The organism is Archangium sp. (assembly GCF_057119385.1).
This window is the reverse complement of sequence record NZ_DBNGVP010000153.1, coordinates 20618-41334: the sequence shown is the minus strand read 5'-3', so window position 1 is coordinate 41334 and position 20717 is coordinate 20618. Positions and strand designations below refer to the sequence as shown.

Below are 20717 nucleotides of genomic sequence, written 5' to 3'. Positions count from 1 at the left end.
GGAGATTGGCCGGGCGCTCCACCCCACCCCACCCTGTGCAGCCGGGGGAGGTGCACATGGGACTGTTGGGTGAAACGGTGGGGCAGACGGTCGGGGCCCTGTTGTCTCCACAATTCCGTGCCATCTCGGGCCTGCGCCACGCGCGGGCCGTTCACGCCGAGGGCATCTGTCTCCAGGCCGAGGTCGTTCCCGTGAGGACCGACCCGCCCTTCCTCTCCGTGGCCAGCCGCCTCGCGGGCCCGGCGCTCGTGCGGCTCTCCACCGCCACCTGGCGGGGCGGACGCGAGTGGCCGGACATCCTCGGGGCCTCGATACGCTTCCGGCGCGACACGCGCCTCACCGAGGAGGCCTCACCCGGCGACCAGGACGTCCTCTGCGCCACCCTGCGCCATGTCTGGACGTTGGGCCCCGCCTTCCTCACCACCCGCGTCCATGACTGGCTCCAGAACGACTACTACGGCCTCGCGCCCTTCACGGTGCGGGGACTCGGGAAGACGAAGCTGCGGCTCACCTCGCAGCGCGGCCCCCGGCGATTCGGCTCCCGGGTGGCCCGGTTGCGCGACGCCATGCACGACGGCAATGCCCTCCTCACCTTCGAGGTGCTGCCCCTGGAGCATGGACTGCCGCGCACCTGGACGCCCCTCGCCGACATCTTCCTGCGCCAGGAGGTGGTGTTGGATCCGGCGCGCCTGCGCTTCAACCCCTTCCGCGATGGGCTCGGCATCCGCCCTCGCGGCTTCCTGCACGCCATGCGGCTCCCCGTCTACCGCCAGAGCCAGAAGGGCCGCGTCGAGCACTGAGCGGCGCGCTACTGCGCCTCGAGGATCATGAAGCGCTCGACGTGCACGAGCTTCTTTCCCTGCTTCACCTCGAGCCGGTACTGGCCAATCGGCCAGCCGCTGGTGGGCCGCCCGAGCGTGAAGGTCGCCGCCATCTTGTCCGCGGCCGTCACGGTGGCGGAGTCGATGACGAAGTTCTTCGGTGCGGCCTTGCCCACATCCTCGGCGATGAAGGAGCCCGTGAGCGTCGTTCCCGCCGGAGCCCGGAAGTAGAAGGTGACCTTGGGCAGACTGGCGGGCAGGACCATGCCCATGGGCTCGATGACCGCGCGCGCCTTCGCATGGGAGGGGGCAGAACCCAGGATCGCGAGGGTGGCACCGAGGGCGAGAACGGCGAACACGGACAGCTTCTGCGTCTTCATGGGGGGCTCGCTTTCGAGGAGGGGCGGGACACTATAGGACAGGAGACGGCCCCCGGCCCCGTCCCGTCACGTCCCAGTGGCCCACCACCTGCCCGCCGCGCACGGCCCACAGCTCGTCCTGCAGGTTCACCGAAACACAGACATGGTTGGGCACCACCCGCACCCGCTCGCCCACGCGCGGCCTCCACGAGGTGCGCGACAGGTCCAGCATCCCGTGCTCCTCGGACAGCGCATGCACGACCACGTCCGGCCGCTCCAGCAACGCGCCGTAGCCGCCTATCGGTAGCTCTTCCTTCGCCAGCGCCTTGGAGCCCGCGTCGATGACGGCCTGTCCCGGCACCGCCGTGCTCACCACCGTCGCCAGCACCGAGTAGGCCACCTCGTCCCAGCCACACGCGCCCATCCACGCGCTCGCCCGGTCGAAGAAGGGCGTGATGCCCGGGCGGATCTCATTCATCCCCACCACCTCGTGCGAGCGCCAGAGCGTGGGCGTGGAGCCTCCACTCACGATACCCGGCGTCAACCCCGCGGCCCCGAGCGCTTCCAGGAACGTCCCCAGCCGCCGTGACACCTCCGCGAGCGCCGGACCCTGCTCGGCCATCGGCATGCGGATGTGCCCCGGGTAGAACATCACGCCCTGGTAATCGAGCGCCTCCGTCCCGGCGACCTCGCGCGCCAGCGCCACCGCCTCCTCCGGCATCGGCACGCCCACGCGGCGCATCCCCAGGTCCAGTTCCACCAGCACGCCCACGCGGCGCTTCGCCCCGCGAGCGGCCTCGGCAAGCCCCGCCAACACCTCGCGGGAGTCCACCGCCACCGAGAGCCGCACCCGTCCGGGCAGCGCCATCAACCGCGCCAGCTTGGAAGCCCCCACCGGCGAGTAGGCCAGGAGCACGTCATCGGCCACCGTGCCCATCACCTCCGCTTCTCGCGGCGTGGCCACCGTGACGCCGGAGGCTCCGGCCTGGAGCTGCCTCGCCGCCAGCTCCGGCACCTTGTGCGTCTTCGTGTGCGGCCGCCACCGCAGCCCGTGCTCGCGCACGTACGCCGCCGCCTTCTGGAGGTTCTTCTCCAGGCGGTCCTCGTCCACCAGCGCGGCCGGGGTCTCGATGCTGTCCAGGGAAGGAAGGCTCATAAGGGCTCCGGACGGTACTCCTGAAGCCACACCGTCTCGAAGCCCCACGTGCTCACCCCTGGGCAATGTCAGACAGGGCCGTTTTGCCTCGGCGTCAGCGCTCCTGGTAAAATCTCCTCCATCCAACGCAAGGGGGACAGCCATGAAGACGATGCACCGGGTCCGGCCACGCCGTGGAACGCAGCGTAACCCCTCGCCCCCGAGTCCTCGCTGGGAACCCGTGGTGATGCGCCGCCGGATGTTCATGAAGTCGGTGATGCTCGGTGGCTCCGCGCTCGCCCTCGCCTCCTGCCGCGAGGAGCCCACACCTCCACCTCCACCCGGCGTCTACGTCCCCTCGGTGAAGAACGGAGAGAGCCTTTTCGCCTACCTGGAACGCACCCGGGGAGGCTTCGACCTGACGCTCTACAAGCAGCTCATCGGCGCGGCCAACGAGTACAAGGAAGGTGACGAGGCCGCGCACCTGGCCGCCGCGGACGACACCTCCCGCGCCAACGCGCGCCTCCTCCTGTCCAACACGCGCATCGGCGACCTGCGCGCCCACCCGCTCTTCGAGGACGGCCTCTTCACCCTCATCGAGCAGGGCGTGGACGCCTCCGCGGCGGACTCCGTGAAGGGGTGGACGATGGGCGAGCTCAAGCGCTTCCTGCTCGACCGGGACGAGGCGGAGATCAAGTCCATCATGTCCGGGCTGAGCAGCGACATCATCGGCTGCATCGTGAAGCTGATGAGCAACGAGGAGCTCATCTCCGTGGGCAGCAGGGTCTTCAACCCGCTGCCCGGCAGCCGGATCGGCTCCCAGGGCTACCTGGGCGCGCGCATCCAGCCCAACTCGCCCACGGACCACCCGGATGACATCCGCTGGCAGGTCTTCAACGGCTGGGCCTTCGCCGTGGGCGACGTGGTGCTCGGCACCAACCCCGTCTCCAGCGAGGTGGCCTCGGTGCGCACCGTGGAGAACACGCTCCGGGATACCCTGGAGACGTTCGGCATCGCGGACGTGATGCCCCACTGCGTGCTGGCCCACATCGACATCCAGGCCGAGGTGGAGAAGCTCGAGCCCGGCTCCACCGCGCTCTGGTTCCAGAGCCTCGGCGGCACCGAGGGCGCCAACCAGACGTTCGACGTCACCCTCCCCAAGATGCTCGGGCACGCGGCCGCGCGCACCGGCAAGTACGGCCTCTACTTCGAGACGGGCCAGGGCGCCGATGGCACCAACGGCCATGGCAACGGCTTCGACATGGTGGTGCACGAGTCGCGCAAGTACGGCTTCGCCCGCGTACTCCAGCAGCGCGTGGCCCAGGCCCAGCTCGGCGCTGGCAGGCCCGCCGCTCCCTGGGTGCACCTCAACGACGTGGCCGGCTTCATCGGCCCCGAGGTGTTCCGCACCCGCGAGCAGCTCGTGCGCTGCTGCCTCGAGGACATCGTCATGGGCAAGCTGCACGGGCTCACGCTCGGCCTGGACGTCTGCTCCACGCTGCACATGGAGGTCAACCTGGATGACCTCGACTGGTGCCTGGAGCAGATCATGCCCGCCAACCCCGCCTACCTCATGGCGCTGCCCACCAAGAATGATCCGATGCTCAGCTACCTGACCACGGCGTTCCAGGACCACGTCCGCATCCGCGAGCGCTTCGGCTACAAGGTGGATGACCGGATGTGGGCCTTCTTCCAGGAGCTCGGCGTGCTCGACGCGCACGGCGCGCCCACCGAGCACTTCGGCGACCCCACCTGGGTGTACCTGCAATACCGGCGGCGCAAGGGCGACACGCGCCCGGACGCGGAGGTGCTCGCCGAGGCCCGGAAGCAGATGGCCGAGGTGCGCCAGCGCGGCGTGTGGCTCGCCGAGGGCCATGGCGCCCGGTTGTGGGACCTGAACCCCGACCTGGACCGGGAGATCCGCTACCTCTACGACGACGCGAAGAAGAGCATCCACGCCGAGCTGCCCGACACCTTCGCGAGCACGATGGCCGGCGCCGTCTCCGTGGTCACCGGCTCCAAGGACCGCCAGGACTACATCCTCCACCCGCCCACGGGCGAGCAGCTCACCGCCGAGGCCGTGGAGGCCCTGCGCCGCCTGCGGGACACGCACGCGGGCCAGTACGACGTGCAGCTCGTCATCTCCGATGGGCTCAACGCCTACGCGCTCACGGACGAGGGACACCTCGCGCCGTACCTGGAGCGGGTGCGCACGGAGCTGGCGGCCGCGGGCTACAAGGTGGCGCCCCAGCCCATCGTGGTCCGCTCGGGACGCGTGCGCGCCGGCTACCACATCGGCGAGGTGCTGTACGGCTCGCTGCCGGAGGCGGACTCGCACCGGGCCATCCTGCACCTCATCGGCGAGCGGCCCGGCTCGGGGCACCACGCCTACTCCGTCTACATCACCGCGCCCCCGGTGAGCACCTGGTCCCGCGAGGGCGAGGTGGACCACGACATCACCCGCGTGGTGTCCGGCATCGCCGACACGGCCCTGTCCCCCTCCACCGCCGCGGTGGACACGGTGAGGATCCTCCAGCGGCTCACCTCCGCATGAGGTGATACCGGGAAGCCCCTCCCTGCCGGCGAGAAGCGTCGAGGCATGGACGCATCCCTGCCACGCGAGGCCATTGGCCTCTCCCCCCACCCACCCCATCTTCCCTGGACCACAGGACACAGGGAGGGTGGGCATGGTGGAGAGTGGAATCAGGGAAAAAGCTTTCTCATGGTGGCTCGCGGGTTTCCTCTGCGTGTTCGCGGCGGCGCCCGCTCTCGCCTTCGATGACGCCACGGCGGACCGCGTCCTGCAGCACGCCCAACAGAAGCTGCGGGCCACGGCCACCCATCCGGCGATCCCCACGAACCAGTATCCCAAGGCCACCACCAACGGGCCGTGGAGACTCGTCCCCAACACCGCCAACCTCGACTGGGTCCAGGGCTTCTTCCCGGGCCAGCTCTGGCTCATGTACGAGCCCACGAGAGACCCTTTCTGGCGCTCGCGGGCGGACGCCTGGACGCGCAACCTGGAGATCCAGAAGAGCAACCCCGACATCCGGCAGATCACCCATGACCTGGGCTTCAAGTTCATGAGCAGCTTCGGCCAGGGGTACCGGCTGACGGGAGATGACTACTACCGGCAGGTGATGTTGACGGCCGCGACCTCGCTGGCCCGGCGCTACAACGCCACGGTGGGCGTCATCGACTGCTGCGATTGGAATGACGGCGTCTGGCACGTGCCCATGGTGACGGACACGATGATGGACCTGGAGCTGCTCTTCTGGGGCGCCCGGAATGGAGGCAATGCCGCGTGGAACGACATGGCGCTGCGCCATGCCGTGAGGACGCTGACGGACATGGTCCGCGCGGATGGCAGCACCTTCCACGTGGTGGACTACAACACCTCGGGCGGCATCCTCTCGCGAGGCACGTACCAGGGCTACTCCAACAGCTCCACCTGGGCCCGGGGACAGGCGTGGGCCATCTACGGCTTCACCATGGCGTACCGGTACACGCGGGACGCGCGCATGCTGCAGGGCGCCCAGCGGACCGCCGAGTACTACCTGTCCCACCTGCCCGCGGACGCCATCCCCAACTGGGACTTCAACGCGCCGCAGGACCAGCAGCAGAAGGACTCCTCGGCCGCCGCCATCGCCGCCTCGGCGCTCCTGGAGTTGAGCCGGTACGTCAGCGACCCGGCCGTGGCCCAGCGCTACCGGAGCGCGGCCCTGGCCATGCTCGACACCCTCAGCTCGCCGGCCTACCTCACCCCCGCCGCCAGCGACAGCCCGGGCATCCTGCTGCACGGGGTCGCCTTCTACCGGACGGCCATCAACCCGCAGGGCGATGACATCGACAAGAGCCTCATCTACGGGGACTACTACTTCGTCGAGGCGGTGAGCCGCTTCAAGCGGTGGAACGCGGGCGGCTGGCTCTCGACGCTCGGCTTCCCCGGGAGCCTGCATGACCTGGGGACTGGCAACACCGGCGTGCGCGTGGTCGAGTTCGACGTGACGCCGCTCGGCAAGTTCATCGACGCCGTCATCGGCTACGCGGACACGTCCACCTCCGTCACCAGCTACGCCAGTCTGGCCATGCTCATCCGCCTGAACCCGAGCGGCTTCTTCGACGTGCGCCGGGGCGGGGACTACGCCGCGCTCGCCAGCGTGCCCTACGAGGCCAACGCCACCTACCACGTGCGCATGCGGACGGACCTGGGCGCCAGGACGTACAGCGTCTGGGTGACACCGCCCGGAGGCGGCGAGGTGCTCCTGGCCGACCGCTTCGCCTTCCGCTCCGACGCGCCCGCCACCGATGACCTCGGCAAGGTGTCCCTCAAGAGCGGACACTTCGATGATGAGATCCGGGTGCGCAACCACGGCGTGAGGGCCGAGAGCACTCCCGCGACGCCCGACGCCCCGGGGATCCCGGAGCCGGAGTCGCCGGAGCAGATTCCTCCCCCCGACGAGCCCGGGTCCGACGACGGCATCCTGGGCTGCACCACGGCCGCTGGCACTCCGTTCGCGGCCGCCGCACTGCTGCTCGCGGGGTGGAGGGCGGGCCGCCGCCGGCGCCGGTCATCGTCCGGGCGCTAACGCGGAGCCAGGCTGGCCTTCCCCGTCTTCAACGGCGTGTGCCCCAGCGCGAACAGCCGCTGTACCAGCAGGTCATGGCCTCTCGAGAGCGTGCCGGTTCCCTCACACCGTCATCCTCGACGTGCCGTGGGGCCGGTGAACCTACAGGTTGCCGGTCATCTTCTCCGGGCGCACCCACTGGTCGAACTGCTCGGCGGTGAGCAGGCCCAGCTCCACCGCGACCTCCTTGAGTGTCTTGCCCTCCTTGTGCGCCTTCTTGGCGATCTTCGCCGCGTTGTCGTAGCCGATGTGCGGGTTGAGCGCGGTGACGAGCATCAGCGAGCGCTCCAGGTTCTCCTTGAGGCGGGGCAGGTTCGGTTCAATCCCCACCGCGGCGTGGAGCCGGAAGCTGCGCATGCCGTCCGCCAGCAGCCGGCAGCTCTGCAGGAAGTTGTGGGCGAGCAGCGGCTTGAAGACGTTCAGCTCGAAGTTGCCGGAGGCGCCGCCCAGGGAGATGGCCACGTCGTTGCCCATCACCTGCGCGCACAGCATGGTGAGCGCCTCCGACTGCGTGGGGTTCACCTTGCCCGGCATGATGGAGCTGCCCGGCTCGTTCTCCGGGATGGTGATCTCCCCGATGCCCGAGCGCGGCCCCGATGCCAGCCAGCGCACGTCGTTGGCGATCTTGAAGAGCGCGGCGGCCAGGCCCTTGAGCGCGCCATGGGCGTGCACCAGCGCGTCATTGGCCGCGAGCGCCTCGAACTTGTTGGGCGCGGTGACGAAGGGATGGCCCGTGAGGCGCGCGAGCTCCTGGGCCACGCGCTCGGCGAAGCCCTTGGGCGCGTTGAGGCCCGTGCCCACCGCGGTGCCACCGAGCGCCAGCTCGGACAGGTGCGGCAGGGACAGCTCGATGTGCCGGCGCGCATGCTCGAGCTGCGCCACGTAGCCGCTGAACTCCTGGCCCAGCGTCAACGGCGTGGCGTCCTGCAGGTGCGTGCGGCCGATCTTCACGATGTCCCGGAACTTCTCCGAGCGCTCCGCGAGCACGTCCCGCAGCGCCAGCAGCTCGGGCAGGACGTTGCGCACCACGGCCTCCGCCGCGGCCACGCTCATGGCGGTGGGGAAGACGTCGTTGGAGCTCTGCCCCTTGTTGACGTCGTCATTGGGGTGCACCTCGCGCTTCTCGCCGCGCTCGCCCCCGAGCAGCTCCGAGGCGCGGTTGGCCAGCACCTCGTTGACGTTCATGTTCGTCTGGGTGCCGCTGCCCGTCTGCCACACCAGCAGTGGGAATTCCTCGTCGTGCTGGCCGTCGAGCACCTCGTTGGCGGCCTTCACGATGGCCTCGCCCTTGTCCCCGGGCAGGGTGCCGTTCTCCATGTTGACGATGGCCGCCGCCTTCTTCACCAGCACCAGGGCGCGGATGAGGGCCGTTGGCATGCGCTCGGTGGAGATGGCGAAGTTCTGCCGGCTGCGCTGCGTCTGCGCGCCCCACAGGCGATCGGCTGGGACCTCGATGGGACCGAACGTGTCCTTCTCGATGCGGACGTTCTGGTTGCTCACGTGGCTGCCTCCTCGGAGGAAGCCGGTGCGATAACACGGGCCCAGCCTCCCCGCCCCCGTGAGCCTCCGCATCCGTTTTACGGTGGGACGAGGCCCGGGATAGGATTCTGGAAGTGAACACTCGGCGCTTCCCGTGCGCGTCTTGCCCCAGGGCCAGCGCCTCGAAAGGCACCGCACATACCGTCACCGCGCCTCTGTGATCGGGCTCACCTCATCCGAGTGGGCCCGGCTACAGCCCGGACGAGAGCATTTCTGTACTTCATGCATGGTCACGACGCGAACGTGAACGGCCTTCCGTGAATGAGCCTGCTGGGGGGTCGCGGTGCCGGATTTCAGAATCATCCAGGTGGAACGAGGAGGTCTGGTCATGGGCAGTCTGATGAAGAGGCGCGAACCTGCGCTGACCGCTGGAGTGCCGATACTGCTGCTGCTGGTCTGGGTAGGGTTGGGCTGCAGCGTGCCTCCAGGGCTGGAGGCTGCAATGGAGCGCCTGAGGGTGGGGCGGATGGACCCGCTCACGGCGGGGTACACGTGGAGTTACACGGGCTCCATGGCCACGGAGCGCAACGGACACACGGCGACACTGTTGCCCGATGGCAAGGTCCTGATTGCCGGCGGCGCCAACGGTACACTGGTGACCAGCGCGGAGGTGTACGACCCGGGCACGGGGGTGTGGAGCCCGACAGGCTCTCTGGCCGAGGGCCGCATTGGGCACACGGTGACACTGTTGCCCGATGGCAAGGTCCTGGTCGCCGGAGGCAGCGGCTCCAGTGGCAATCTCTCCGGCGCGGAGGTGTACGACCCGGGCACGGGTATGTGGAGCCCGACGGGCTCTCTGGCCATGGCCCGCCGCCAGCACACGGCGACGCTGTTGCCCGATGGCAAGGTCCTGGTCACCGGAGGCAACGGCTCCGGTGGCACTCCCTCCAGCGCGGAGGTGTACAACCCGGGCACGGGGGTGTGGAGCCCGACGGGCTCTCTGGCCGGGGGCCGCTTCTCGCACACGGCGACCCTGTTGCTCAATGGCAAGGTCCTGGTCGCCGGAGGCGAAAGCTCCAGTGGCAATCTCTCCGGCGCGGAGGTGTACGACCCGGCCACGGGGGCATGGAGCTCCACGGGCTCTCTGAGCATGGCCCGCCGCTGGCACAATGCGACGCTGTTGCCCAATGGCGAGCTGCTGGTCACCGGAGGCTTCGGCTCCAGTGGCACCGACTCCAGCGCGGAGGTGTACGACCCCGGTACGGGGGCGTGGAGCACCACGAGCCCTCTGCTCATTGGCCGCGGCTTTCATACAGCCACACTGTTGCCCTCCGGCATGGTGCTGGTCACAGGCAGCACTAGCATCAGCACCAACGCGGAGCTATATGGACCCCCAGGCATCTCGCGCCCGACAGGACCACTGGCCGAAGCCCGTACGGCCTCCATGGCGGTGCTCCTGCCCAAGGGGCAGGTGCTGGTGGCTGGGGGCTCGGGTTCCAGCGGCTCCCTGGCCAGCGTGGAAATCCTCGACACCAGCACCGGTCAACGGACGACCACGGACCCCATGAGCACGTCCCGTGCCTCCTCCACGGCCACGCTGCTGCTCACGGGCGAGGTGCTGGTCGCCGGCGGCCTGGGCCAGGCCGGCAGCGGCCTGTGGACCCTGAGCACGGACCAAGCGCTCTCGAGCGCCGAGCTGTTCAACCCGGAGACGCAGACCTGGCGCCCCACCGGTCCGCTCAACGAGGCCCGCCACTCCCACTCCGCGCTCCTGTTGTCCACCGGCGAGGTGCTGGTCGCCGGCGGCGTGGACAGCCAGGGCCAGCGCCTCTCCAGCGTGGAGTTGTACGACCCCGCCAAGGGCACCTGGCGCATGTCGAGCCCCATGCTCACGAGCCGCCAGAGCCCCATGGTCGTCCAGCTCCCCACGGGTGAGGTGCTGGTCGCCGGCGGCCTCGATGCTCGAGGCCACCCCCTCGCCAGCGTGGAGCTGTATGACCCGGGGAACGGGAAGTGGACCGAAGCGACCGCGATGAACGCGGCCCGCGCCTCCTCCACCGCGGCGCTGCTGTACACGGGCGAGGTGCTGGTCGCCGGTGGCACGGATGGGAGCCAGGTGCTCTCCAGCACCGAGGTGTACGACCCGGGGGAGCGGACATGGACCGAAGTGGGCAAGCTGAACACGGCCCGCCAGTCCCACGCGGCGCACCTGATGCCCACCGGCAGGGTGCTGGTGCTTGGCGGCTCGAGTGGGAAAAGCCCCCTGGATGGCGTGGAGGTGTATGACCCGAAGCATAGAGAATGGCAGGTCAGTACCAGGCTGAGCACGCCTGGTGAGGACTCCACGACGGTGCTGCTGCCCACGGGGACGTTGTTGGTGATCGCGGGCACGAACGAGCACGGCCCCATGTCCAAGACCGAGCTGCATGACGAGGTGCAGGGGAGCACGCGCCCCATCGTCAGACCGCTGCTTCCCCAGAAGCCCGGTGCAAGTCTCGCCTTGGCGGGGAGCGGCTTCAGAGGTGGCAGTGGTGATTCCGGCATCGTCCGCCTGCTGATCAAGCCACGAGGAGAGCTGAGGGACCTGCCGACGCAGGAGCTCTCGGACACCTCCGTACAGGTAACCCTGACCGATGTGCCGGATGGCTATCACCTGCTCTTCGTCGTGGCGGATGACATGTCCGGAGGCCAGGTGGTGCATGTGGACGGGACGCCGCCGGAAGCGCCCGCGGTGACGGAGCCGTCAGCATTCGTCGGTACGCCCCAGCCCAAGATTGCTGGCACAGCAGAGCCGCGCAGCACCGTCGAGGTGTTCCTGGACGGGCAACCGGAGGGCACGGCGACCGCGAACTTCCGGGGGAACTGGAGCTTGGTGCTGGCCACCACCCTCGAGGAGCGGACGTACCACCTCACCGCCCGGGCCACGGATGAGGCCGGCAACTCCAGCCCGCTCTCCGAGGCCCGCAGCCTCACCTTGGACCAGAAAGCGCCACGGGCGCCCGAAGTGCTCACACCCGGCGAATGGGTCAATGACCGCAAGCCCACCGCGAGTGGCACCTCGGAGAAAGGCAGCACGGTGACGGTGTATGTGGATGGGAAGAAAGCAGGCAGTACCACCGTGGACCTGGATGGGCGCTGGAGTCACACCCTTCCCGAAGAGCTGAAGCTGACGGACGGGAGGCACACGGTCTCGGCGACCGCCACGGATGAGGCAGGCAACGTCAGCAAGTACTCCACGCCGCGCGACTTCACCGTGGACACGCAGCCCCCCCCGGCGCCCGAGGTGCTGACGCCCCAAGAGGGGAGCACGGTTGCCACCCGCCCGCCGGTCTTCAGCGGGAAGGCGGAGCAAGGCAGCACGGTGACCGTGCTCTTGAATGATGGGGAAGCGGGTACCACCACCGCGGATTCGGAAGGAAACTGGAGCGTCACCCAGCGCACGGAGCTGGAAGATGGGGAGTACACGGTCTCGGTGAACACCACAGACGCGGCAGGCAACACCAGCGAGGCCACGGTGCTCCGCATCACCGTGAGCAGCGCCTCCGGCCTGGACGACTTCATCATTGTCGGCGGCGGAGGTTTCGGCTGCACGGCGGGCCCGGGACAGGCCCCTCCGTGGCCGCTGGGTCTGACACTCCTGGGGTGGCTGCTCGCCCGCCGCCGTCCTGCTCGAGCGTGAGGGAGCACATGAAGCGCATGAAGATACACAGTGGACCGCGGACAGCCCCTCGTCGCGGAGGGCTTCTCCTCCTGGTGTGCGTGTGGCTGGGCTGCGGCCTGCCAGAGCGCTCGAAGCACGAGGGCTGGCAAGCGGCGGAGCCGGGCATGGGGCGGAGCGCGCTCGCGGGCTCCAGCGAGGCGGGGGCGGGCTGGAGCAACGGCCCCGAGCTGGGCTCCATCCGCTCCAACCACACGGCCACGCTGCTGCCCTCGGGCAAGGTGTTGATCGCCGGGGGGTACGGTGCCACTGCGGGCCTCCTCAACAGCTCGGAGCTGCTCGACCCGATGACCGGCGCGAGGGAGGGGACCGGCTCGATGCGCCACGCCCGCCAGAGGCACACGGCCACGCTGCTGACCACGGGCCAGGTACTGGTGACGGGAGGGATGGACTCCGATGGCAACCCCCTCGCGAGCGCCGAGGTGTACGACCCGGTGGAGAAGACCTGGAGCGAGGCGAGTCCGATGGACCAGGCTCGCTTCGGGCATACAGCGACGCTGCTGCCCTCCGGCAAGGTCCTGGTCGCCGGGGGCACCGCGGATGGCAGCAATGCGCTCACTCTCGCGCGGGTGTACGACCCGAAGGACAAGACCTGGAGCGGTGTGGATCCGATGACCCATGCCCGCTCCGGTCATACGGCGACGCTGCTGCCCTCCGGCAAGGTCCTGGCAGCCGGGGGAGCATCCGCGGAGCTCAAGGAGGTCGAGGAGTTCGATCCAACGAGTGGGACGTGGAAGCCACGCGGCGAGCTGCACATCAACCGCTCCGGGCACACGGCGACGCTCCTGCTGCCCTCCGGCGAGGTCCTGATCACCGGGGGCACCTCGGATGGCGGCAGCGGCCTCGACTCGGTGGAGGTGTATGAGCCGGACGAGGGCACCTGGAGACAGAGCGGGCACTCGATGGGCCAGGCCCGCGTGGAGCACACGGCGACGCGGTTGCCCTCCGGCAAGGTGCTGGTGGCTGGAGGCCGCGCCGGGCCGTCGCCGGACAGTGTCCTTTCCAGCGTGGAGGTCTACGATCCGTGGGATGGGAGCTGGAGCCCCGGCCTCCGCCTGAGCAAAGGCTCCTTTCAGCACGCGGCGACGCTGTTGCCCTCCGGCAAGGTCATGGTCACCGGAGGAGTCGGAATCCAGGGCCTCGATAGGACGGAGGTATACGATCCAGGGCCTGGGGACTGGCGGGAGGGGCCACAACTGTCCATGGCCCGTTCTGGCCATACAGTAACGCTGTTGCCCTCCGGCGAGGTGCTGGTCGCCGGCGGCACCTTGGACGGAAGCAGCCCCCTCCGCGAGGCCGAGCTGTATGATCCGGTGAGCGGCACATGGAAATGCACGGGGCCCCTGGGCACCGCCCGCTTCAACCATACGGCGACGCTGCTGCCCTCCGGCCGGGTGTTGGTGGCCGGAGGACGCAAGGACGCGAACAGTCCCCTCGACAGCGCCGAGCTGTATGATCCGGCGAGCGGCTCGTGGCGCCCCACCACCATGTCCCTGGGCACCGCCCGCTTCAACCATACGGCGACGCTGCTGCCCTCCGGCCGGGTGCTGGTGGCCGGAGGACGCAAGGGCGCGAGCAGCCCCCTCGATAGCGCCGAGCTGTATGAGCCGGTGAGCGGCTCGTGGCTCCCCACCGTGTCCCTGGGCACCGCGCGCTCCGAGCATACGGCGACCCTGCTGTACTCCGGCGAGGTCCTGGTGGCCGGAGGACGCAAGGGCGCGAGCAGCCCTCTCGACAGCACCGAGCTGTATGAGCCCGCGAGCGGCTCGTGGCGCCCTACCGCGCTGGGGCTGGGCACCGCGCGCTCCGAGCATACGGCGACGCTGCTGCCCTCCGGCCTGGTGCTGGTCACGGGAGGCCGGAATCAAGACCCCCCGCTGCGCGGCGCGGAGCTCTACGACCCGCGGGAGAGCACCTGGTCTCAGCACCCCACGCTCCTGGCCCACTCGCGCTACGCCCATACCGCCACGCTGCTGCCCTCCGGCCTGGTCCTGATCGCCGGGGGGACACAAGGGCTCGAGTCCCTCGCCAGCGTGGAAGTGTATGACCCGGCACTGGGCGTATCCAACCTCGCGAGCGCCCTGACCACCTCGCGCTCCGAGCACACGGCAACCCTGCTGCCCTCCGGCCAGGTGTTGCTCGCCGGAGGCGTGAATGGCACCCAGCGCTTGGCCAGCGCCCAGGTGTACACCGGGACGGTGGCTCTCGCGGACAAGGCCTCACGCCCTGAAATCCACGCGCTCTCCGCCAAGAAGCCGGGCACACAGCTCGATTTCACCGGGCGCCGCTTGCTCAACCCTTCCACGCTCCCCCTGCTCAGCCTGACAGCGGTGGAAGGCGGAGCGCGGACACCCATCGACCGATGGATCTCGGCCTCGGACACCGGGTTCGCCGTCACCCTGCCAACCGTGCCGACGGGCTACTACGTCCTCTCCGTCATGCTCCCTGGCACCTCCGGTGGGCAGCTCCTCCTCGTGGATGGAACGCCGCCGGATGCCCCGCAGGTGACGAAGCCATTCCAGAAGCAGGTGTTCTTCACCACCTCGACACCGGAGATCGTCGGCACCGCGGAACCGGGCAGCACGGTGGCGGTGATGCTGGATGGGGCAGAGCCCGAGGAGGTGCCAGCGGATGCTGTCACGGGCGCATGGAGCTACACGCCCCAAAAGCCGCTGGAGCCTGGGACTCACACGCTCTCCGTCACCGCCAGGGATCAGGTTGGCAACGTCAGTAGCGAGTCCCCCACGGTTGACTTCCGCCTCGACGTCCCCAGGAGCCATTACGGCTGGAGCTGTGCCACGGTCCCCGCGCTCCCGGCCAGCTGCGTCTGGCTCGTGGTGACCTTGTGGCTCAGGCGCCGCAGCAGGTGCTCGATGCGGACGCCCTGATTGCTCACGGGGTTGTCTCCTCGGCGGGAGCCGGTGCGATACCACGGGCCCGGCTGCCCCGAGCCCCCGCGCGTCTGCGCATCCGTCTTGCGGTGGGACGTGACGCTGGACAGGATTCAGGGTGTGGAGACTCCCGCCTGCACCATCCGCGCCCTGCTCCTCGCCCAGGAGCGGGGCACCCCCATGAAGCGCGTCCCCGAGGCCCAGGCCGTGGAGGGCCGGGGCTTCGTGGGCGACCGCCATGGAAAGAAGAAACCCAACGGGAAGCGGCAGCTCCTGCTGCTCGACGAAGCCTCCCATGTCGCGTTGCGGCTCGGGCCAGGCGAGTTGAAGGAGAACGTGGTCATCTCCGGGTTACCGCTGGAGTCCCTACCACCAGGGCAGCGTCTGGCGCTCGGCGCCGAGGTGGTGGTGGAGTTGACCGAGCCCTGCGTACCCTGCTCGAAGCTCGAGCGCATCCGCCCGGGCCTGCTCAAGGAGTCCTGGGGGCAGCGGGGCCAGCTGGCCAGGGTGTTGCGCGGAGGCACGGTGCGCGAGGGAGACGGCGTGCGCCTGCTCGACATCAACCCGGACGTGCCCCGCCCCATCCGCCCCAAGCTGCCCTGATCAACGCCTCTAGAGGCGGCCCAGCTCCAGGGCCAACGCCTCGAAGGGCTCGGCCCGCACCGCCACCTCTCCCACGTGCTTGCCCAGCATCGACCAACCGCCGCTCTCCCGCCGGAACACCTCCAGGGACCGGGCAGACGGATCCACGAGCCACAAGTGCTTCACCCCCTCACGGGCGTACGAGCCCATCTTCCAGTTCCGGTCGAGCGCGGCCGTGGAGGGAGAGAGCACCTCGCAGACCCAGTCCGGAGCGAGCGTGATTCCCACATCGTCTGGGAGCGTGGGCATGCGCTCGCGGCGCCATCCGGCCAGGTCCGGAACCAGGACCTCGTTCCCCAGATGCAATTCGGGCTCGACGAGGAGGACCCACCCTCCGGGTCCCTCCTCTCCCGGATCCTGGTCGAATGGACCCAGGGCATTGCAGAGCCGGAAGGCCGCCCGGGCGTGCCTGGGCCTCGGCCGGGGGCTCACATACAGCTCACCGCCGATGATTTCGCCCACGGCATTGGGCGGGAGTTCCTCCAGGTCCGCGTATGTCGCTTCACACCGGGGCGGCTTGTCGGCCATGGAGGCAGCATGTGACCCGGCTCCAGCCGTATCAAGCCGGGGTGGTGGCTGCTTGCCCTCCGGCAGCTTCTCGGGAATTCGTCTGGCCATGTCAACGCTCCCAGAGCGCACCCAACTCCAGGGCCAGCGCCTCGAACGGCTCCACGTGCACCGTCACCCCTCCAGCGTGCGTGCCCAGCAGTGACCAACGTCCGTTCTCCAGAAGATGGACCTCCAGCGTCTGGAGCAGGGGATCCACGAGCCAGAAGTGCCTCACGCCTTCGCGGGCATACACGGCCATCTTTCGAGATCGATCGAGCCTGGCCGTGGAGGGAGAGAGCACCTCACAAGCCCAGTCCGGTGCCAGCGTGAAGGCCGTTGTGTCCGGCATCTCCGGCATCCGCTCCCGGCGCCAGCCCGCCAGGTCGGGCACCAGCACGTCCTCGCCCAGGTGAAGCTCCGGCTCGTCCAGGATGACCCAGCCCCCGGGCCCACCCCGTCCCCGGATGAACGGCCCCGAGAGCTCCCCGCCCAGCAGCGAAGCCGCCCAGGCATGCGGCGAAGCAGGCCGCGGGCTCGCGTACAGCTCGCCCCCGACAATCTCACCCACGAGGTTGGGTGGAAGCTTCTCCAGCTCCGCATACAGCGCATCCCGGCGCGACCGCTCGTCGCTCATACCCACAGGATGCAGTTTCACCTCGACGGCCGCAAGCCGCCCTCCCCACTCTCCACCGTTCTCCGGATTCATGCGGCCAGGATGCACCTGACCTCTGACATCCTGTCGCCGACCCTCACCCCAACCCTCTCCCAGAGGGAGAGGGAGCACCTCGGGAGAGGGGGGACACCTCGCTTTTACAAAATTACCAACGCCAGGCCTTCAGACGCGGCGCTCCATCCGCGGCTCCTCCACCGGCGCGCCCCCCACCCGCCCCACGAAGCCCATCACCCGCTGCACCGGCGCCTTCCCCATCACCGACGGCGGCGTGAGCGCCCACAGCAGCAGGTAGAACCCCAGCGCGGCCCCGCCCGTCATCACCAGCGCCAGCACGAAGGCCACCCGCACCAGCGCCACCTCCAGGCCCAGCAGCCTCGCCAGCGCCAGACACACCCCCGCCACCACCCTCCCGTGTCCCCCTCGGTGCATCGGCTCGCCCGTCGCCTGCCGCTCCCGGCAGTGCGGGCACTTCGTGGCATCCGCCCGGATGTCCATCCTGCACGCCACGCACTGCTTCGTCTCTTCCATGATGGCTCCGCTCCTCGTGGAGGCCCCATCCGCTCCGGCCTCTTCCCTCCCTACGCACCACCCCGGCCCCCATTGCACCGGGGCGCCCGGCCGCTCCCCACCGTTTTTCAAGCCGGTGAATTTACAAATTTAATCCCGGCTGTGTTGACACCCTTACAAATCTGTCGACTTTCAGCCACGGGGGCTTCACACTTCCTCGAAGCGGACACAGATTGGTGGCCGTCTACGCCTTTTACAACGCACCCCGTCAAGGAGCTTTGCATGGATGCGGCCGTTCCCTCCTCCCCCCACACGCAACGTCCCGAAGGACATGGGACCGTGGGACAGGGTGTCGCCCTCCGGGGGGCCTGGCATCCGGATTATGCCCCCATCCTCACGCCCGAGGCCCTGGAGTTCGTGGCGAAGCTGGCGCGCGCCTTCGGGGCCCGCCGCGAGGCCCTGCTGGAGCGGCGCAAGGCGGTGCAGGCCGCCTATGACCAGGGCGAGCGGCCCCACTTCCTCCCCGAGACGAAGGACATCCGGGAATCGGAGTGGACGGTGGCGCCCCTGCCCGCGGACCTGTTGGACCGGCGCGTGGAGATCACCGGCCCGGTGGACCGGAAGATGATCATCAACGCGCTCAACTCGGGGGCCAACGTCTTCATGGCGGACTTCGAGGACGCCAACAGCCCCACCTGGGACAACGTGGTGCGCGGGCAGCTCAACCTGCGCGACGCGGTGCGCGGCACCATCAGCTACACCGCCGAGAACGGCAAGCACTACGCGCTCCACGAGAAGACGGCCGTGCTCCTGGCCCGCCCGCGCGGCTGGCACCTGCTGGAGCGCCACCTGGAGGTGGACGGCAAGCCCGTGTCCGCCTCGCTCTTCGACTTCGGCCTCTACTTCTTCCACAACGCGCGCGCCCTGCTGGAGAAGGGCAGCGGCCCCTACTTCTACCTGCCCAAGATGGAGAGCCACCTGGAGGCCCGGCTGTGGAACGACGTGTTCCACCTGGCCCAGAGCGAGCTGGGCATCGCCCGCGGCTCCATCAAGGCCACCGTCCTCATCGAGACGCTGCCCGCCGCCTTCGAGATGGATGAAATCCTCTACGAGCTGCGCGAGCACTCGGCGGGGCTCAACTGCGGCCGCTGGGACTACATCTTCAGCTTCATCAAGAAGCTCCAGGCGGACCCCAGGTTCGTCCTGCCCGACCGCGGGCAGGTGACGATGGACAAGGCCTTCCTGCACAACTACTCGCTGCGCCTCATCCAGGTGTGCCACCGCCGCAACGTGCACGCCATGGGCGGCATGGCGGCCTTCATCCCCATCAAGGGAGACCCGGCCGCCAACGAGGCGGTGATGGCCAAGGTGCGCGCGGACAAGGAGCGCGAGGTGCGCGACGGCCACGACGGCACCTGGGTGGCCCACCCCGGCCTCGTCCCGGTGGCGCGCGCCATCTTCGACCAGCACATGCCCGGGCCCAATCAAATCGCCAGGAAGCGCCCGGACGTGCGCATCTCCGAGGCGGACCTCATCGCCATGCCCGAGGGCTCGCGCACCGAGGAGGGCCTGCGCCACAACATCCGCGTGGGCGTGCAGTACCTGGCCGCATGGCTCGGGGGCCTGGGCTGCGTGCCGCTCTACAACCTCATGGAGGACGCGGCCACCGCTGAAATCTCCCGCGCCCAGGTGTGGCAGTGGATCCACCACCGCATGCCCCTGGCCGACGGCAAACCCGTCACCCTGGAGCGCTTCCGCCAGGTGCTCGCCGAGGAGATGAAGCACGTGGAGGCCGAGGGCGCCACCGGGCGCTACGGCGCCGAGCGCATGAAGGAGGCGCGCGAGCTCTTCGAGAAGCTCTCCACCGCGCCCCGCTTCGAGGACTTCCTCACCCTGCCCGCCTACGAGGCCCTGATGACGCACGGCTGAGCGAGCGTGCCGCTACGACCCGAGACCACTTTCTCATCTCAACACTGGTTCATACCTATCGACTGAGGAGCCGACCATGTACGACGCCGTGACGACCACGAATGACGCCTCGCCCCACGCCAAGCTCCACGCTCAGCGCTTCGAGGGCATCACCCGCAACTACTCGCAGGCGGACGTCGAGAAGCTGCGCGGCTCCATCCGCATCAGCTACACGCTGGCGGAGATGGGCTCCCAGCGGCTGTGGGAGCTGCTCCACACCAAGGACTATGTGCACGCGCTCGGCGCGCTCACCGGCAACCAGGCCGTGCAGATGGTGCGCGCGGGCCTCGAGGCCATCTACCTCTCCGGCTGGCAGGTCGCCGCCGACGCCAACACCGCCGGGCAGATGTACCCGGACCAGAGCCTCTACCCGGTGGACAGCGTCCCCAACGTGGTGCGCCGTATCAACGCCGCCCTGCGCCGCGCGGATCAGATCGACTGCGCCGAGGGCAAGCGCGAGCGCTACTGGTTCGCCCCCATCATGGCCGACGCGGAGGCCGGCTTCGGCGGCCCGCTCAACGCCTATGAGCTGATGAAGTCGATGATTGAGGCGGGCGCCGCGGGCGTGCACTTCGAGGACCAGCTCGCGAGCGAGAAGAAGTGCGGCCACATGGGCGGCAAGGTGCTGGTGCCCACCCACAACTTCATCCGCACGCTGACGGCGGCGCGCCTGGCCGCGGACGTGATGGGCGTGCCCACCCTGCTGGTGGCCCGCACGGACGCCGACAGCGCCAAGCTGCTGATGAGCGACGCGGACGAGTACGACCACGCCTTCATCGACCGCAAGGCGGGCCGCTCGGCCGAGGGCTTCTACCGCCTCCAGGGCGGCCTGGAGTGCGCCATCGCCCGCGGCCTGGCCTACGCGCCCTACGCGGACCTCATCTGGTGCGAGACGAGCACCCCGGACCTCGACCAGGCCAGGAAGTTCGCCGAGGGCATCCACAAGAAGTTCCCCAACAAGCTCCTGGCCTACAACTGCTCGCCCTCCTTCAACTGGAGGAAGAACCTGGACGAGAAGACCATCGCCAGGTTCCAGCGCGAGCTGGGCGCCATGGGCTACAGGTTCCAGTTCGTCACGCTCGCCGGCTTCCACGCCCTCAACTACTCGATGTACGAGCTGGCCCGGAACTACAAGGACCGCGGCATGGCGGCCTACTCGGAGATGCAGCAGAAGGAGTTCGCCTCCGAGAAGGACGGCTACACCGCGACGCGCCACCAGCGCGAGGTGGGCACCGGCTACTTCGACAAGGTCGCCGAGGTCATCTCCGGCGGCTGCTCCAGCACGCTGGCGCTGAACGACTCCACCGAGGCCCACCAGTTCTGAGTGGCCCCGGCCGGGCTCCTCCC

14 protein-coding genes are annotated in these 20717 nt (G+C 69.1%); 8 read left to right on the top strand and 6 right to left on the bottom strand.

The features are described 5' to 3' along the window. Nucleotides 1-56 precede the first annotated feature (56 nt). On the top strand, nt 57-800 hold the full coding sequence (locus AC16DP_RS35920; protein WP_329733827.1) for a hypothetical protein: 744 nt from the start codon (nt 57-59) through the stop codon (nt 798-800). An 8-nt stretch (nt 801-808) separates the two neighbouring features. Here AC16DP_RS35920 and AC16DP_RS35915 read toward each other — a convergent pair whose 3' ends face one another. Further along, complete coding sequence (locus tag AC16DP_RS35915) at nt 809-1201, bottom strand: hypothetical protein (protein WP_329733828.1); 393 nt, start codon at nt 1199-1201, stop codon at nt 809-811. Nucleotides 1202-1232: 31 nt separating this feature from the next. Then, nucleotides 1233-2336 (bottom strand): D-TA family PLP-dependent enzyme, encoded by a 1104-nt coding sequence (locus tag AC16DP_RS35910; RefSeq protein ID WP_329733829.1) that lies wholly within the window; start codon nt 2334-2336, stop codon nt 1233-1235. A gap of 226 nt (nt 2337-2562) precedes the next feature. On the opposite strand from AC16DP_RS35910, the gene eutB reads away from it, so the two are divergent. Together eutB and AC16DP_RS35900 are read left to right on the top strand one after the other, a co-directional pair. Next, nucleotides 2563-4869, top strand: a complete 2307-nt coding sequence (gene eutB / locus AC16DP_RS35905) for an ethanolamine ammonia-lyase subunit EutB (RefSeq protein WP_329733830.1) — start codon at nt 2563-2565, stop codon at nt 4867-4869. A 133-nt stretch (nt 4870-5002) separates the two neighbouring features. After that, nucleotides 5003-6904, top strand: coding sequence for a glycoside hydrolase family 88 protein (locus tag AC16DP_RS35900; RefSeq protein WP_329733831.1), 1902 nt, complete (start codon nt 5003-5005; stop codon nt 6902-6904). Nucleotides 6905-7045: 141 nt separating this feature from the next. Here AC16DP_RS35900 and fumC read toward each other — a convergent pair whose 3' ends face one another. Next, the gene (fumC, locus tag AC16DP_RS35895; RefSeq protein WP_329733832.1) at nt 7046-8443 is read right to left on the bottom strand and encodes a class II fumarate hydratase; all 1398 of its coding nucleotides are present in this window, start codon (nt 8441-8443) and stop codon (nt 7046-7048) included. A gap of 481 nt (nt 8444-8924) precedes the next feature. Here fumC and AC16DP_RS35890 point away from each other — a divergent pair, with 481 nt between their 5' ends. The 3 genes from AC16DP_RS35890 (at nt 8925) to AC16DP_RS35880 (ending at nt 15634) form a co-directional block, all read left to right on the top strand. Next, nucleotides 8925-12101 (top strand): Ig-like domain-containing protein, encoded by a 3177-nt coding sequence (locus tag AC16DP_RS35890; protein ID WP_329733833.1) that lies wholly within the window; start codon nt 8925-8927, stop codon nt 12099-12101. 74 nt (nt 12102-12175) lie between these two features. Continuing rightward, a complete protein-coding gene (locus tag AC16DP_RS35885; protein ID WP_329733834.1) occupies nt 12176-15028 on the top strand; it encodes a Kelch repeat-containing protein in 2853 nt (950 codons plus the stop codon). 123 nt (nt 15029-15151) lie between these two features. Then, the gene (locus AC16DP_RS35880) at nt 15152-15634 is read left to right on the top strand and encodes an MOSC domain-containing protein (RefSeq protein ID WP_329733835.1); all 483 of its coding nucleotides are present in this window, start codon (nt 15152-15154) and stop codon (nt 15632-15634) included. Nucleotides 15635-15643: 9 nt separating this feature from the next. Here AC16DP_RS35880 and AC16DP_RS35875 read toward each other — a convergent pair whose 3' ends face one another. The 3 genes from AC16DP_RS35875 to AC16DP_RS35865 form a co-directional block, all read right to left on the bottom strand. Further along, nucleotides 15644-16201 carry a Uma2 family endonuclease gene (locus AC16DP_RS35875; RefSeq protein ID WP_329733852.1) on the bottom strand — a complete coding sequence of 186 codons (558 nt, stop codon included), beginning with the start codon at nt 16199-16201 and terminating at the stop codon, nt 15644-15646. Between the two features lie 91 nt (nt 16202-16292). Then, complete coding sequence (locus AC16DP_RS35870; protein ID WP_329733836.1) at nt 16293-16856, bottom strand: Uma2 family endonuclease; 564 nt, start codon at nt 16854-16856, stop codon at nt 16293-16295. A 201-nt stretch (nt 16857-17057) separates the two neighbouring features. Beyond that, nucleotides 17058-17423 (bottom strand): PspC domain-containing protein, encoded by a 366-nt coding sequence (locus tag AC16DP_RS35865; RefSeq protein WP_329733837.1) that lies wholly within the window; start codon nt 17421-17423, stop codon nt 17058-17060. Nucleotides 17424-17741: 318 nt separating this feature from the next. Here AC16DP_RS35865 and aceB point away from each other — a divergent pair, with 318 nt between their 5' ends. Beyond that, on the top strand, nt 17742-19331 hold the full coding sequence (gene aceB, locus AC16DP_RS35860; RefSeq protein ID WP_329733838.1) for a malate synthase A: 1590 nt from the start codon (nt 17742-17744) through the stop codon (nt 19329-19331). A 76-nt stretch (nt 19332-19407) separates the two neighbouring features. Further along, nucleotides 19408-20694, top strand: a complete 1287-nt coding sequence (aceA, locus tag AC16DP_RS35855) for an isocitrate lyase (RefSeq protein WP_329733839.1) — start codon at nt 19408-19410, stop codon at nt 20692-20694. Nucleotides 20695-20717: the final 23 nt, after the last annotated feature.

Excerpts from the sequence above, each read along its gene's own strand:
- AC16DP_RS35920 (WP_329733827.1), top strand. The coding sequence starts at position 57 with ATGGGACTGTTGGGTGAAACGGTGGGGCAGACGGTCGGGGCCCTGTTG.
- AC16DP_RS35915 (WP_329733828.1), bottom strand. The coding sequence starts at position 1,201 with ATGAAGACGCAGAAGCTGTCCGTGTTCGCCGTTCTCGCCCTCGGTGCC.
- AC16DP_RS35910 (WP_329733829.1), bottom strand. The coding sequence starts at position 2,336 with ATGAGCCTTCCTTCCCTGGACAGCATCGAGACCCCGGCCGCGCTGGTG.
- eutB (WP_329733830.1), top strand. The coding sequence starts at position 2,563 with ATGCGCCGCCGGATGTTCATGAAGTCGGTGATGCTCGGTGGCTCCGCG.
- AC16DP_RS35900 (WP_329733831.1), top strand. The coding sequence starts at position 5,003 with ATGGTGGAGAGTGGAATCAGGGAAAAAGCTTTCTCATGGTGGCTCGCG.
- AC16DP_RS35890 (WP_329733833.1), top strand. The coding sequence starts at position 8,925 with ATGGAGCGCCTGAGGGTGGGGCGGATGGACCCGCTCACGGCGGGGTAC.
- AC16DP_RS35875 (WP_329733852.1), bottom strand. The coding sequence starts at position 16,201 with ATGGCCGACAAGCCGCCCCGGTGTGAAGCGACATACGCGGACCTGGAG.
- AC16DP_RS35870 (WP_329733836.1), bottom strand. The coding sequence starts at position 16,856 with ATGAGCGACGAGCGGTCGCGCCGGGATGCGCTGTATGCGGAGCTGGAG.
- AC16DP_RS35865 (WP_329733837.1), bottom strand. The coding sequence starts at position 17,423 with ATGGAAGAGACGAAGCAGTGCGTGGCGTGCAGGATGGACATCCGGGCG.
- aceA (WP_329733839.1), top strand. The coding sequence starts at position 19,408 with ATGTACGACGCCGTGACGACCACGAATGACGCCTCGCCCCACGCCAAG.